The 15,033-nt window shown below is 39.7% G+C and carries 10 protein-coding genes; 8 read left to right on the top strand and 2 right to left on the bottom strand.

Annotation, left to right across the window (positions count from 1 at the left end):
• Positions 1 to 157 precede the first annotated feature (157 nt).
• Positions 158 to 640: a rhodanese-like domain-containing protein gene (locus tag AMD27_RS10225; RefSeq protein WP_067659966.1), complete on the bottom strand. Its 483-nt coding sequence runs from the start codon at positions 638 to 640 to the stop codon at positions 158 to 160.
• Between the two features lie 524 nt (positions 641 to 1,164).
• Between AMD27_RS10225 and epsC the strand changes: the two genes are divergently transcribed.
• From epsC to AMD27_RS10210, 3 genes are all read left to right on the top strand, one after another.
• Positions 1,165 to 2,070: a serine O-acetyltransferase EpsC gene (epsC, locus tag AMD27_RS10220; protein WP_067659963.1), complete on the top strand. Its 906-nt coding sequence runs from the start codon at positions 1,165 to 1,167 to the stop codon at positions 2,068 to 2,070.
• Between the two features lie 606 nt (positions 2,071 to 2,676).
• A complete protein-coding gene (clpB, locus tag AMD27_RS10215) occupies positions 2,677 to 5,256 on the top strand; it encodes an ATP-dependent chaperone ClpB (RefSeq protein ID WP_067659962.1) in 2,580 nt (859 codons plus the stop codon).
• 226 nt (positions 5,257 to 5,482) lie between these two features.
• A complete protein-coding gene (locus AMD27_RS10210; protein WP_067659960.1) occupies positions 5,483 to 5,911 on the top strand; it encodes a hypothetical protein in 429 nt (142 codons plus the stop codon).
• A gap of 81 nt (positions 5,912 to 5,992) precedes the next feature.
• On the opposite strand, the gene rlmKL is transcribed toward AMD27_RS10210, so the two are convergent.
• Positions 5,993 to 8,197 carry a bifunctional 23S rRNA (guanine(2069)-N(7))-methyltransferase RlmK/23S rRNA (guanine(2445)-N(2))-methyltransferase RlmL gene (gene rlmKL / locus AMD27_RS10205; protein WP_067659956.1) on the bottom strand — a complete coding sequence of 735 codons (2,205 nt, stop codon included), beginning with the start codon at positions 8,195 to 8,197 and terminating at the stop codon, positions 5,993 to 5,995.
• A 474-nt stretch (positions 8,198 to 8,671) separates the two neighbouring features.
• Between rlmKL and AMD27_RS10200 the strand changes: the two genes are divergently transcribed.
• The 5 genes from AMD27_RS10200 to AMD27_RS10180 all read left to right on the top strand — a co-directional run bounded on the left by AMD27_RS10200 (position 8,672) and on the right by AMD27_RS10180 (position 14,996).
• Positions 8,672 to 9,148: a LysE family translocator gene (locus AMD27_RS10200; RefSeq protein ID WP_228140653.1), complete on the top strand. Its 477-nt coding sequence runs from the start codon at positions 8,672 to 8,674 to the stop codon at positions 9,146 to 9,148.
• A 624-nt stretch (positions 9,149 to 9,772) separates the two neighbouring features.
• Positions 9,773 to 10,804: an aspartate carbamoyltransferase catalytic subunit gene (locus tag AMD27_RS10195; RefSeq protein WP_067659953.1), complete on the top strand. Its 1,032-nt coding sequence runs from the start codon at positions 9,773 to 9,775 to the stop codon at positions 10,802 to 10,804.
• 11 nt (positions 10,805 to 10,815) lie between these two features.
• Positions 10,816 to 12,051 carry a dihydroorotase gene (locus AMD27_RS10190; RefSeq protein WP_067659948.1) on the top strand — a complete coding sequence of 412 codons (1,236 nt, stop codon included), beginning with the start codon at positions 10,816 to 10,818 and terminating at the stop codon, positions 12,049 to 12,051.
• A gap of 197 nt (positions 12,052 to 12,248) precedes the next feature.
• Positions 12,249 to 13,808, top strand: a complete 1,560-nt coding sequence (locus AMD27_RS10185; RefSeq protein ID WP_067659943.1) for an OmpA family protein — start codon at positions 12,249 to 12,251, stop codon at positions 13,806 to 13,808.
• 159 nt (positions 13,809 to 13,967) lie between these two features.
• Positions 13,968 to 14,996, top strand: a complete 1,029-nt coding sequence (locus tag AMD27_RS10180) for a hypothetical protein (protein WP_067659939.1) — start codon at positions 13,968 to 13,970, stop codon at positions 14,994 to 14,996.
• The last annotated feature ends 37 nt before the right edge of the window (positions 14,997 to 15,033 follow it).

The following is a 15,033-nucleotide window of genomic DNA, read 5'->3' as shown; positions in this document are numbered from 1 at the left end:
AAATCAAAACGTCCGTATTGGGTTATTGTTGCAAAAAAAATTAAACTGTTATTGGAACAATAATGATCTTCTCCTCAGCTAACCAAGGCTTAAAAAATGTAAAAAAGAAAAATATGATTTTTGTTTTCAAGATCATTTAAATTTTTATTTATAGTGGTTATTCTTGAATCCAAGGCAGATGATGAAAACGCCAACCATTAAATGTACCTCGATGGTTGTACTCATCTAGATCACCTTCAAAACCTTGATCAATGTTATAAACCGATTCGAAACCTGCATTAAAAGCAACATTCGCAGCAGCAGCTGAACGTTTGCCACTACGGCAAAGCAGAAGAACAACTTTATCTTTTCCAACTTTATTTTCGAGTTCTTTTGCAAAGCGTGGATTACGATTTAAAGAGGTTCCAGTTGCCCAAGGAATATGAATGGTATTTTCAATAAATCCGACAAACTTACGCTCTTCCAATGTTCTAACATCAACAATCACAGCTTGTTCAGTCTGAAAGAGTAGCCAAGCATTGTGTGGTGTCACTGTACCTGTAAACTCCAAATAATGATCTTCAGCAAGCTTTTTTGCTTGGACTAAAATTTCATGGACTTGTTCAGCACTAATTTGAGCTTGTTGGACGAAACTATTCATAATCTTGCCTTAAATCTTGATTAGATTTCAATATTTTAAATGGACTTTAGATAAGTGAGTCTTTAAATGACTCAGTTCTCAATGCATCACTTAAAATAGATGATTTAAAAAATCACTATATATATTCAGTTTTATTAATATACATTTAATCTTTATTCTTCAAATTAATAAAAATTCACTTATATATTCTAAATTTGAAAATAGATTCATAGTCAAAAAACAGATATCCATATGGGTATTTTGTTTATCTGATTCAGACATAATCAAATAATATTCACAAAGGATTTTGAATAACTCTATTGATACAAGAATATGTTGATACAAGAAAAGGAAGAACTAAATTGGGTAATGCGTTGAATACGCATAAATAAGAAGTGAAAAGTAGAAAATGATGAGGGGAATTTTTAATTAAAAACGATTAAAATAAGCAATTTAGATAATCAAAGGAATGGTTTACATTCAAATTGTGTAAATCATTCAAAATATAGAATGTGTTTTATAACTATAAATTTGTGGTGAATCGAATGGCGTGGAATATTCAAAAAATCGTTGAAGAACTTCAAAGTGTCCGTCATGAATGGCGGTTACAGCAAAATAACCTGAAAGATGATGGTGGTCGTGAATTGCCTTCACGCACGGAGATTAAAAAAATATTGAATGATCTTTGCGGTATTCTTTTTCCAATGCGCTTAGGTCCTCATGATTTACGCCATCAAAGTGAAAACTTTTATATTGCCTATACGCTTGAAAAAACACTTTATGCACTCCTTGAACAGGTCAAATTAAATTTATCTTATGTTTCCAAAAATCGTAAAAGCTCTGAAAATAGCGATGAAATATCGGCTCTAGCAGAAAGCATTGTTAATGAGTTTGCAGCACAGCTTCCCTTCATTCGTAAAACTTTAGACACCGACGTAATTGCAGCCTATCAAGGGGATCCAGCAGCACGGAGTGTAGATGAAGTGTTGTTGTGCTATCCCGGAATTGCTGCGATTATCTATCATCGGATTGCACATGAATTCTACAAGAAAGATTTGTTATTGTTGGCACGTATTGTGGCTGAAATATCCCATTCAAACACCGGAATTGATATTCATCCAGGCGCGCAAATTGGGCAAGGCTGTTTTATTGATCATGGAACAGGGGTGGTGATTGGTGAAACCTGTATTATTGGAAAAAATGTTCGAATCTACCAAGCGGTCACGTTGGGCGCGAAGCGTTTTGAAGTTGATGGTGAAGGGCGTTTGCAAAAGGAATATGTGCGTCATCCGATTGTCGAAGACAATGTGGTAATTTATGCAGGTGCGACTATATTGGGACGTATTACGATTGGTGAAGGTGCAATTATTGGGGGGAATGTTTGGATTACGCAAAGTGTTGCGCCTTATAGCGCGGTTTCGCAAAGTTCTCTGACGAAGACGCAGGTTTAGCGGTTATCCTTAATCATCTGGCTGAATGATCAAGCATTAAAGATAAATTCTTCTAGTTTTTGATAAAAATGGTTTGAGTTTAATCGTGGCTAGAAATGCGTGAATGAGCTATAGCCTAATTATTCAAGAAAGGAAAAATAATAGTTCTTATTCCTAAATAACATGTCTTGTGCATAAATGAGAAGCGAGTAAGATTGTTACATGATCAGTATATGCGTAAGTATTGCATACAGCAAAATACATACGATATAAAATCATGCTTTAAGAAATATTAAATTTTAGTAAGTCATTTAACCCTTTTTTATTTAAATTTTTTCTTCTTGAGCCAGTCTTAATTCAGATATCATTCTATTGAGTACAACAGATGTATAGAGCCTTTATGAAAGCTTTTGAATGAAGCTTATATAAAGGGGTTTATGACTCTAAAATTTAATTGCATTAGAACTTGAAATATCGTTACAAAGCACACATCTTAACGCTAAGATATATTCCAATCATTTTAATAAGTTTTTGAAAATAAAAAATAATTTAAATATTTTTCTTGAAATTAAATAAACAGCTCCCATTTATTATCCAAGTACAAAATTTGTTGTGAGGAAAATAAAAATGCGATTCGAGAAATTTACCAACCGCCTACAGCAAGCACTTTCAGATGCCCAATCCTTAGCGATGGGCAAAGATCATACCGCCATTGAAGGGATTCATATTTTATCGGCATTATTGAAAGAGCCCTCAAATTTAAGTTTGCTGCAACAAGCAGGTGCACATTTACCTGATTTAAAAACCAAGTTACAGCATGGTTTAGATCATGCGGCAATGCTGAGCAACCCGACAGGTGACATTAATTTAAATCCTGAAGCAGTGCGTGCTTTAAATTTGGCTGACAGTTATGCGCAAAAGGCTGGAGATGAATTTTTATCGACCGATTGGGTCATCTTGGCGCTGGCTGAAACTGGTGCAACCAAAACATTACTCAATGCAGTAGGCGTGACAACGGACAAACTGCGTAAAGCAATCGAAAATATTCGAGGTGGTGAACAAGTCATGGCAAATAATCATGAAGATCAACGAGATTCACTCGATAAATATACTTTGGATTTAACCGCACGGGCTGCTGACGGCAAACTTGACCCTGTGATTGGTCGCGATGAAGAAATTCGCCGTACCATTCAAGTGCTGTCACGCCGTACTAAAAATAACCCCGTCTTGATTGGTGAGCCAGGGGTGGGTAAAACAGCGATTGTTGAGGGCTTGGCACAGCGTATTGTCAATGGTGAAGTGCCTGAAAGCTTAAAAGGCAAACGTGTGTTGTCCCTTGATCTGGGTTCTTTGCTTGCAGGGGCTAAGTATCGTGGCGAGTTTGAAGAGCGCTTAAAAGCAGTACTCAAAGATTTGGCAAAATACGATGGTGAAATCATCCTGTTTATTGATGAGCTTCATACGCTTGTCGGTGCAGGCAAGGGTGATGGCGCAATGGATGCCGGAAATATGCTCAAACCTGCACTTGCTCGCGGTGAGTTACGCTGTGTGGGTGCAACGACTTTAGATGAGTATCGTCAGTTCATTGAAAAAGATGCAGCACTGGAGCGCCGTTTCCAAAAAATCTTGGTCGATGAGCCAAGTGTGGAAGATACCATTGCCATTTTACGGGGTTTAAAAGAGAAGTACGCGACCCATCATGGTGTTCAAATCTTGGATTCTGCAATTATTGCTGCTGCGAAAATGTCACATCGTTATATTACAGACCGTCAGTTACCCGATAAAGCCATTGATTTAATTGATGAAGCAGCATCACGCATCAAAATGGAAATTGACTCAAAACCTGAGCCACTGGACCGTTTAGATCGCCGTTTGATTCAACTTAAAATGCAACTTGAAGCTGTGAAAAAAGATGCCGATTCAGTCAGCAAAGCTGAAGTAACGCATTTGGAAGGTCAAATTGCAGAGGTTCAAAAAGAATATAATGATCTAGAAGAAGTTTGGCGCGCAGAAAAGACCTTAGTTGAAGGTACCAATCAAGCGCAAGTGGAACTGGATAAAGCACGTACTGCCTTTGAAAAAGCCCAGCGTGAAGGCGATTTGGCTGAAGCCAGTCGTTTGCAATATGGCGTGATTCCAGAATTGCAAAAACGCTTGAGCGAAGAAGAAGTACTTGAAGTCAATGAAGAGCCAAAATTGATTCGAACCAAAGTCACAGAAAATGAAATCGCTGAAGTGGTCAGTGCATCGACAGGTATTCCTGTGTCGAAAATGCTACAAGGTGAGCGTGAGAAGCTGCTTCAAATGGAGTCGTTCTTGCATAACCGAGTTGTAGGGCAAGATGAAGCGGTTATTGCCGTGTCCAATGCGGTACGCCGTTCACGTGCAGGGTTGTCTGATCCCAACCGTCCAAGTGGTTCGTTCTTATTCTTGGGTCCTACAGGGGTAGGTAAAACCGAGCTGACCAAAGCATTGGCGAACTTTTTGTTTGATAGTGATGATGCCATGATTCGAATAGATATGTCCGAATTTATGGAAAAGCACTCAGTCAGCCGTTTGGTGGGTGCACCTCCAGGCTATGTGGGCTACGAAGAAGGCGGGGTGCTAACAGAAGCTGTACGCCGTAAGCCGTATAGTGTGGTGCTATTTGACGAAGTGGAAAAAGCGCATCCAGATGTGTTTAACATTTTGCTGCAAGTGTTAGATGATGGTCGTCTGACTGATTCACAAGGTCGTACCATTGACTTTAAGAATACCGTGATTGTAATGACCTCAAACTTGGGTTCAAACGATGTGCGTGAACTGGGTGATACAGCAAGTGAGGCAGATGTACGCGCTGTGGTGATGAATGCTGTATCTGAACATTTCCGTCCAGAGTTTATTAACCGTATTGATGAACTGGTGGTGTTCCATTCTCTTAAGAAAGTTCAAATTCGCGGTATTGCGGATATTCAATTGGACCGTCTACGTGAGCGTTTGGCAGAGCGTGAGCTTGGTTTAAGGGTAGAAGATGGCGCGTTTGACCAATTGATTGATGCTGGATTTGATCCTGTCTATGGAGCGCGTCCTTTGAAACGCGCTATTCAGCAGCAAGTTGAAAACAGCTTGGCGCAAAAAATATTGGCAGGAGATTTCGTGCCTGGCGATACCATTGTGGTCGATAGCCGAGATGGAAAACTCAGCTTTGAAAAAGTGAAATTGAGTTAATTCAGCAGCCTACTGAGATAAGACCCAGCTTCGGCTGGGTTTTTTCATGTAGCACACCTGTAAAAATGACAGCGGCTAAGCTAAATAAAGTGAAAGCATTGAATAAAATATCCAAAAAAAAATGAGGTTGGGTTGACCTATTATCTGAAAGTGATTTATCTGATTGAACTTCATCACGTGACTTGCTAATTTTTAGACATCATTAAAAGAAACTGAGGTGTTGCTCATGGATGATAAACAACCATTAACAAGAAAAAAACATTGCAAAAGTCTTATAATGCTGTCTGTTCTTATGCTGATCAATAGATTTTCTTATGCCAATCAAAGCCTTGATGACGCTACTTTATCCGAACAAACTGATCGGTTGCAAAAAGTCACACCAGAGGTGATTAGCCAAGTTAAAAGTGGACTAGAGCTTAATCTAGAGCAGCAACATCAAGCACAGCAAAAATTAGCTCAAGTGAATGCCAAACAGATTAAAAAAGAGTTACTCGAAGCGAATGCCGCATCGGACTATGAAATTAAAAGAAAGACAGATCCAGAGACACTGATGCGTGTTGAAAAGCATGAATATGTGCCCGCGAAGCCTTCAAATGTGAGCTATACCTTAGAATATAGCAATAAAAATGTGCAGATCGGAAGCCATATCAAATAAATGAAAGACATCCACACTGCACATGCTAAAAGACGCTCATTTTTAACGAGCGTCTTTTATTATTGCTTTGAAATTTTTAAATTAAGCCTCTAGATGCTTAATTTTCCAAGAACGGTGAATTCGTGTATTACGCTTAAAGTCAGGTCCAATGGTTTCACTGGTCAATTCTTCAATGTCATAAAAGGCTTTAATTTCATCGTCCAATTCAAACCCACGGTAGTTATTCGAGAAGTACAGCGTACCACCCGTGGTCAAACGGTTCATTGCACGTTTAAGCAAAGACAAATGGTCACGTTGAATATCAAAAGTACCATGGAATTTTTTAGAATTTGAGAATGTTGGTGGATCGATAAAAATCAAGTCATATTGCTCATGACCTTCTTTTAACCATTCGAAACAGTCACTTGAGAAGAATTGATGCTGCTGATCTGGATGATCGACGGTCAAGCCGTTCAACACATAGTTTTCTTTTGACCAGTTCAGGTAAGTATTGGATAAATCCACACTGGTGGTACTTGCCGCGCCACCTAAAGCAGCATGTAGGCTTGCCGTAGACGTGTAGCTATACAAGTTTAAGAAATGCTTACCTTTGGCCTCAGCTGCAATACGTAGACGCATTTGACGGTGATCTAAGAACAAGCCTGTGTCTAGGTAATCTGTTAAGTTCACCAAAATTTTGGCTTTGCCTTCTTGCACGATAAAACGTTTAGACGCCGTACTTTGCTTGGTGTACTGGGTTTTACCTTCTTGACGCGCACGAGTCTTAATAAAGATTGCATCACGACCCAAACCTGTCACAGAACGGATCGCTTGCAAGGCCAAGTTAAAACGTTTTTTGGCTTTTTCAGGATCAATGATTTTAGGCGGCGCATATTCTTGAACGTGTAAACGATCGCCATATAAGTCTACAGCCACATTAAAGTCAGGCAAGTCAGCATCATAAACACGTAAGCAGTAAATATTTTCTTTAACGGCCCACTTTTTCAAGTTTTGCATGTTTTTTTGCAAACGATTGGTAAAGTCTTCAGCACCTTCAATTTTTTCAAATTGTTGTGGCTGCCAATCTGCCAAGAAAGGTTTCGATACAGGCGCCGCTTTAATCTCACCTGAGCGGATGTAAATTGGCAATTTACCATTCATCAAACGTAAGGTTTGCGGCTCTAAAATCGCAAGTACATCGGCCTGTTCAATTTGAGCGGCAATAACGGCTGCAGTTTGATTCGGGAAATGCTTTTGCAGCAAACCTGATAAACCTAAATAAAATGCACGACTAGAAACTTTGTCACCTAAACGCTCGCCATAGGGAGGATTGGTCACCACAATCGCAGTTTTACCTTCCGCTTGAAAATCTGGCCAATCTGCAAGGGTACGTTCTTCAATCTGAATTTGATCTAAAATACTGCTAAATCCAGCCGCTTTAATATTCTCTTTGGTGGCTTTAACCGCTTCCCAATCTGCATCATAAGCATAGAATCGTGGAAGAGGTTGCTCGAGCGCTACTTTATGACGTTCAGCTGCTTCACCTTTAATCGCCATCCAAAGTTCATGGTCATGACCATTCCAACCATTGAAACCGAAACGACGCACCAAACCTGGCGCACGATCGGTCAGCATCATGAGAGATTCAATGATGAATGTGCCTGAACCACACATTGGATCAAGAATAATATCTGGGCGAGCGTCTTGTAATTTTATACGGCGCAAAATCGCTGCTGCCAAGTTCTCTTTGATCGGTGCATCAGTCATATAGTGACGATAGCCACGTTTATGTAAAGAATCACCAGACAAATCTAGGCAGTAGGTATGTTCTGTTTTACCTGCAAGCACATAGAGCGTGATTTCAGGTTGTTTAATATCGATGCTTGGGCGTTTACCTACAGCTTCCATGAATGAGTCGACCACACCATCTTTCACGCGAAGGGTAGCAAACAAACTATTGACTTTAATTTCACGTTCAATATGAAGACGAACAGCAAAGGTACTTTGAGGCGCAAAAATTAATGACCAGTCAAAGCTATTTGCACCTTCATACAATTCTTCAGCGACGTCACGTGCGTCATGACTGAACTCAATTTCATGGGTATGAATAGGGGTGAGAACGCGAGAAGCTAAACGTGACCACATACAAACGCGGTACGCATTTTCGAGTGTGCCTTTGAAAACTAAACGTCCAGGGAACCGTTCGATGTTTTGAACACCTAAAGCTTCAACTTCTTCTTGAAGTAAGGTTTCAAGCCCATCTGCACAGGTGACCCAATATGTAGAAAGACGTGGTTTCGAATTCATGAACATTTTCCAAAGACAATTTTAGCAATCGCGTATTTTAACGTATTTTAACGATCAAAGCTTTTGAAATTAGAACAATGCGACCCTTAAAGTATCATTATTTATTCTTCATTCAATTGTTGATGCTAAATATTACGAATATTGCGGAAACAGGTTGGTTTTTTTATTGAATCAAAACAATGGGGTGGAAATAATATGTGGGGAAATGTGACTATCCAACAGTCAAATGATAAATTTTCTACTACTACGCTTTTATATGCACGATTATATCGTGTGACAAGTCGTGTGATTGATGTCATGTATTTTTAACAGAGAATCATGACCTATATTGGATGTGTGATTAGTTTTGCCCTTAGCAACGCATGATGCTGAGCTATATAGCTTTCACATTGTTATATCCTTGAAAAAATACAATAGGTCACTATTTAAGAAAAATAATGATTCAAAGATATAACAATATTCGAGGCTATAACGATGTTCAGTTTAATTTTTTCAATGTTCACTTTTTCTTTATCCATGTCTATATCGCCTGGACCTGTGAATATTACGATTCTGAGCAGTAGTATGAATTATGGTCTGAAGCAGACTTTTGCATTTATTTCAGGTGCCACGATTGGCTTTACTGCATTATTGGCAGCAGTCTGTTTTGGTTTATACCAAGTTATTTCACTCTATCCGATTTTACTGAATCTAATCACTGTCCTGGGTACAGCTTTATTGGTCGGGATGGGCTGGAATATTGCCCGAGCCAAAGGGGAATCAATTCAGACGGATCAGCTTACATTACCCAAAGCCCCAACATTTATGCAAGGTGCTTTGTTGCAATGGTTGAATCCTAAAGCATGGATTGCAGCAGTCTCTGGTACTGCTTTATTTTCAGCATCACATAACGTATTTTATTTGTTTTGTTTATTCTCATTTACTTTGTGGTTTGCTATTTATCCTTATTGATTTGGGGCTATGCAGGTCAAAAGTTAGCGGTGTTTTTAAATCACGGCACTCGTATGCGAGTGTTTAATATCGTTATGGGAATGTTGTTAATGCTCATTGCACTACAGATGAGTTGGTCGCATTTTTATGCTTAGTGATTATGTAGAGTAAAAATCAATATTTACTCAATAAGCTCAAATCATAGAATTTTTTATGAGATAACGTAAAACACTGAGCAGACGTCCTTAGATGAATCACATTAAATATCAGAAGAACAAAAGCAATAGCACAATAGGCAAATAGGTAATTAGATGATTTCACTTCAGTATTTAAAAAGACTATTCATTATTCTCATCATGAGTACGATGCCAAGCTTTTCATTTGCAAATAATCTGCATCATACAATGACAGATGTGCCCTTAAATGCGCTATGGAACCATGATCGTACAGCGGCTGTATCAAGGGATAAAGCGTCACTGAATAGATTAATGAAATTTGTTTAATTTAAGTATTTGAAAATTAATAATAATTAAATACAATAAAGGTTTGAATGTGACTGATATTAGATCAATCAATGAAGTTGAAGACTGCCAATAGCAATGAATCTCTGTATAATACGTTGACTTAACGTATAAGGAATCTCTCATGCACTTGGCGGCATTGCACACCCCGAGCCAGATTCAACTCAATCGAGATGGTAACTTAAAACATTTTCTGACCATTGAAGGTCTCTCCAAAGAAACGCTGACAAAAATATTAGATACAGCCAACTCATTTTTTAACGATCAAAACCAACTGATCACGACGCCGTTACTTGAAGGTCGTACGGTGATGAATCTCTTCTTTGAAAACTCAACCCGTACCCGTACCACTTTTGAAGCAGCGGCGAAGCGTCTTTCTGCAAATGTCCTTAATATTGATATCGCACGCTCAAGTACTTCAAAAGGCGAAACCTTAAGAGATACTTTGTGGAATTTAGAAGCTATGGCGGCGGACATATTCGTTGTTCGACACTCATCTTCAGGTGCTGCACATTTTATTGCACAAACGGTTTGTCCAAATGTCGCGATTATCAATGCAGGTGATGGGCGTCATGCACATCCGACGCAAGCGATGCTTGATATGCTCACCATTCGCCGTGAGACCAACAAGAAATTTGAAGACATGAGTATTGCCATCATTGGAGATATCAAGCATTCACGTGTAGCCCGTTCTGATGTTGCTGCACTACAAACCTTGGGATGCAAAGACATACGTGTGATTGCGCCAAACACCTTGCTGCCTTATGGCTTCGCTGAATATGGCGAAGATGTGCGTCTGTTTAATGATATGCAAGCAGGGATTAAAGGCTGTGATGTGATCATTACCTTACGTATTCAAAATGAGCGTATTGATTCGCCCGCACTGGCATCTCAAGCTGAATTCTACAAAATGTATGGTTTAAATCAAGAGCGTCTTGCCATGGCGAAACCTGATTGTATCGTGATGCATCCGGGACCGATGAACCGTGGGGTTGAAATTGATTCAAGCATTGCAGATGGTCCACAGGCGGTGATTTTGAATCAGGTGACCAATGGGATCGCCGTGCGTATGGCGGTACTTGCATTGTCGATGCAAGGTCAGTTACAGGAACTGGGTTTATTAGAACAAAGTTTAATAGAAGCGATTGCGGGTTAAGGAATTAAGTCATGACTATTGTAAAAATTGAAAATGTCCGTGTTCTTGATCCGATTCAAAAAACCGACAGCGTGCAAACTGTGTTTATTGAACATGGAAAATTAGTGGCTGAATCTGACAGTATGTTGGAGACCATCGATGGCCAAGGCAAATGGCTGATGCCGACCATGGTCGATCTGTGCGCGCGGTTACGTGAACCCGGCCAACAGCAACATGGAACGCTGAAATCTGAAGGTCGTGCTGCACGTGAAAATGGTATTTTGCATGTGTTTACACCGCCTGATTCAAAACCGATTGTGCAAGACAATGGTGCACTGATTCATGGTTTGGTGGAAAAAGCCAAGCTTGACGGTGGGATCTATCTTGAAGTTATTGGTGCGCAGACTCAAGGTTTAAATGGCAAGCAGCCTGCCAATATGGCCGGTCTTAAAAAAGGAGGGTGCACAGCGGTTTCCAATGCCAATGCACCCTTTGCCGATGATGATGTCGTACTTCGCACGCTTGAATACGCAGCTGGTGTCAATATGACCGTGGTGTTCTATGCAGAAGAGCCACAAATTGCCAAAGATGGTTGCGTACACGAAGGTTTTATTGCCTCGCGTCAAGGCTTAACCATGATTCCTGCTTTGGCGGAAACCATCGCCATTGCAAAATACTTACTCATGGTTGAAGTCACTGGGGTGCGCGCGCATTTTGGTCTATTGTCTTGTGGCGCATCTGTAGATTTAATCAAGATTGCCAAAGACAAGGGCTTAAAGGTCAGCTGTGATGTGGCGATGCATCAATTGCATTTAACCGAGCAGTTAATCGATGGTTTTAATTCACTTGCACATGTTCGTCCGCCACTACGCTCAGAACAGGACAAAAATAGTCTTCGCCAAGCCTTAAAAGATGGTGTCATCGATGCGATTTGTACCCATCATGAACCGCTGAGTAGTTCTGCCAAACTGGCACCCTTCGCTGAAACCACACCGGGCATTACCGCTTTTGACACCTATGTGGCCTTAGGCATTCAACTGATTGAAGAAGGATTGTTTGAACCGCTTGAATGGGTTGAAAAAGTGACCCTTGCACCCGCTCGCGTTGCACAAATGGTCGAGCGTTGGAAGGTAGAGTCAGGTTGGGTGCTTTTAAACCCAGCACTAGAGTGGACTGTGGCGAAAGACACGATCTTATCTCAAGGTAAAAATACGCCGTTACTGGGTGAGTTAGTTAAAGGCAAAGTGGAACGTGTGTTTATTGTCTAGCTTTAATTAAAAATGAATCTTAAAAAGTCAGCTTCGGCTGACTTTTTTAATGCCTATCTAAAAACCTTAAGGCGTGCGGTATTTTTAGAAGATTAAAAAATATACATAAATATAATGCACCTATGCTCTAATAACTTTTAGTATAGATGTGCGTAATAAGAAAAAACAAATATGATCCAATAACAGGAGTCCTCAGCATGGATTTAGTACAAATATTAAAAGACCGTGTGATCCCCATCGTTTTAAATCAAGATTCAACCCATCAAAATGCCAGTTTATTCGGTGAGAAAACTGCTGTTTTATCCAGCTTTATTCCCATTTTACTGTCTTTGCTCAAAAACAATCCCAATTTAATTTCAATGTTACAAAGCAATTTGAATCCAAGAATTGCAGATTTATTTCCACATGATAGCTTAGCGAAAAACAATTTAATTGATGCTGTAGGGCATACATTACCCAAAGAAGAAACTGAGTCTTTGCTCAATCATTCCATTGCACCCACTTTAGGGGCATTAGAAGATTTGGCCGGCAGTAATGATGATCGATCGATTGCGCACTATTTAGAACAGCATAAAGCGTCTATTGCTTCAGCATTACCGTTATGGGCAAGCTCTATTTTGGCTGGCTTAGGTGGTTTAGGTGCTGGCGCTGCCACAGGCGCTTTTGCGTCAAACACAGTCAATTCAGTCGTCGAGCCAACACCGACCGTGACATCCCCGCATGTAACACCATCGCATGTCGCACCATCGAGCCCTTATACGCAACCACCTGAACCTGAAAAAGAAAAATCCAGTTTGTGGTTTCCGCTGATTGCACTGGTGATCTTGGCAATTTTGGTTGGTTTGTTTTTGCGTTATTGTAATAACAAAGAACAAGTGGTTGCGACCAATGAACAGCCTGCTATGAGCAATGCCAACGCACAACCTGCATTTTTTCAATTAAGTACAGATGCAACTGGAAGTTTGGTGACGTGTCAGGCGCGTATTGGTAATCCAACCTTCACTGATATTATTCAAACAGAAGTTAAACAATTGTTTAATCACCCGATTGGTTGTGGAGTCGATTCGAGTCAACAGTATCATGCAGAATTGATTGACCAAAATGGTTTATCAAGCATTTTGAAATTGCTTAAAGGTGTACCGAACGCGACTTTAACTTGGACGGGCAGTGAAATTACTTTACAAGGCACAGATGCAGCAGCCATGCAAAATCTAGCTGCACAAATTAAACCTTTGGTGCCAAACGTTAATGTGAATGTTCAACAAGCAGTGGATATGAGCCAAGCCGTGAACAGCAGTATTAGTGATGCTGAGAAAGCGCTGGCAAGTATTAATCCTGAGCAAGTCAAGCCGTTGGATATTGCGACAGCATTGAATCTACAAATTATCAATTTTGCGACAGCTTCAAAAGATATTCCAGATGCCAATAAATCTGTTTTAGATCAAGCTGCGGCACTGATGAATCGTGTACCTAACGTGCAACTCACAGTGAAAGGCTTTACAGACGCGGTGGGCAATGCTGAAAGTAATAAAACCTTGTCACATCAACGTGCACAGTCTGTCGTGGATTATCTGATTTCAAAAGGTGTTGATCCAAGTAAGCTTAAAGCTGAAGGCTATGGTCAAGAAAACCCCGTGGCAGACAATGCGACTGAGGAAGGTAAATTTAAAAACCGCCGTATTGAATTTGCTGTAACCAATACTGAAACAGGTGTTGAACGTGAAGTTAGCCCTGAAGGTGTGGAAAAAGTAAATTAATGATTCATTTTCCTTCCGATTAGGACTTAATTATTAAATCTAGTCTTTAAAATCCAATCAATAAAACCTCATTGTTGAGGTTTTATTGATTTAATCTGTAAAAAAATAAATAATGCATGCTCAGATCATGCATAAAATAATGAAAATAAGGTTGGTAAAATGAATAAAGCATTGGTTATCAGTGTGTTGGCAAGCAGTATGTTTTTAACTGCATGTGATCAGTTTAAGCAAAAAAAAGATGAGACTGTTCAGGTAGAAAATGCTGAATGGAGTTGTACCAATCAGGATCATATCAAGGATTTGCAAGTTTTTCTAAAATCTGAATATCTTAAAGAACTCGAAAAAAGTTTAAGAAGCTCAAAATACTATACGGCAGATGAAGCTTTAGTCAAAACCATTAATGACAGTTTAAAATTTGACATTAAAAATATTCGTACCATTACCCAAGACCCGAAAGCCACTTCTCAATTGGAATGCGAAGGTCAGTTGGTGGTGAATTTTCCAAAAGGCTTACAAAAGCGTGCTGAAAATGCCTATTTGGAGCAAGATGAACGCTGTGAAGAATGTGACGAAGAGGGTGGTCATGCAACCTTAAATGATTATTTAGAAGCGAGTGAAGCACCACTGAGCATTGAAAATGATTTGGTTAAAGGTGATTTTAAGTTTGATGTGATCAAAACCGACAAGGAAGGTTTTAGCCTCAATGCAGATCATCAAAATGAAGTGATTAAAGCGGTGGCGTTTATTACCACCAAGGCTGTGCAATATGAAGCGTATCTCAAAGAAAATGAAGCAATACGTGAACAACAAACTGAAAGTAGTGTCAAAGATGCAGCCCAAACCGAACTGGCTTTAAAAGCGATGAATATTCGAAACAAAGAACTGGATGATGACAAGAAAAAAGTGGTTGAGCGTTTGAATCAAACTTGGGATCGTTTTAGTGATGAACAAAAAACGCAGCTGCAACAAGATCAGTCCGATTGGTTTGAAAAGCGTGACGTCGACTGTAAAGTGATTTCACAGAAACGCGTTTATCAGATTTCAGAGAATGAGCGTGAGACCTATCAAAAACAAGCAGATTACTGGGATGAGTCGATGCATGCGCAAAATGCTGAAATGCAATATAACAAATGCTTTATTCAGCGAAGCAATGAACGTATCGTCTATCTCAACAATGTGTTTAACTAATCATCATAAGCCTATCTAAATTGGATATTTCAAGTTT

This window comes from Acinetobacter sp. TGL-Y2 (genome assembly GCF_001612555.1).
GTDB lineage: Bacteria > Pseudomonadota > Gammaproteobacteria > Pseudomonadales > Moraxellaceae > Acinetobacter.
The sequence above is the reverse complement of the archived record's forward strand: the minus strand, read 5'-3'. Positions and strand labels throughout refer to the sequence as shown.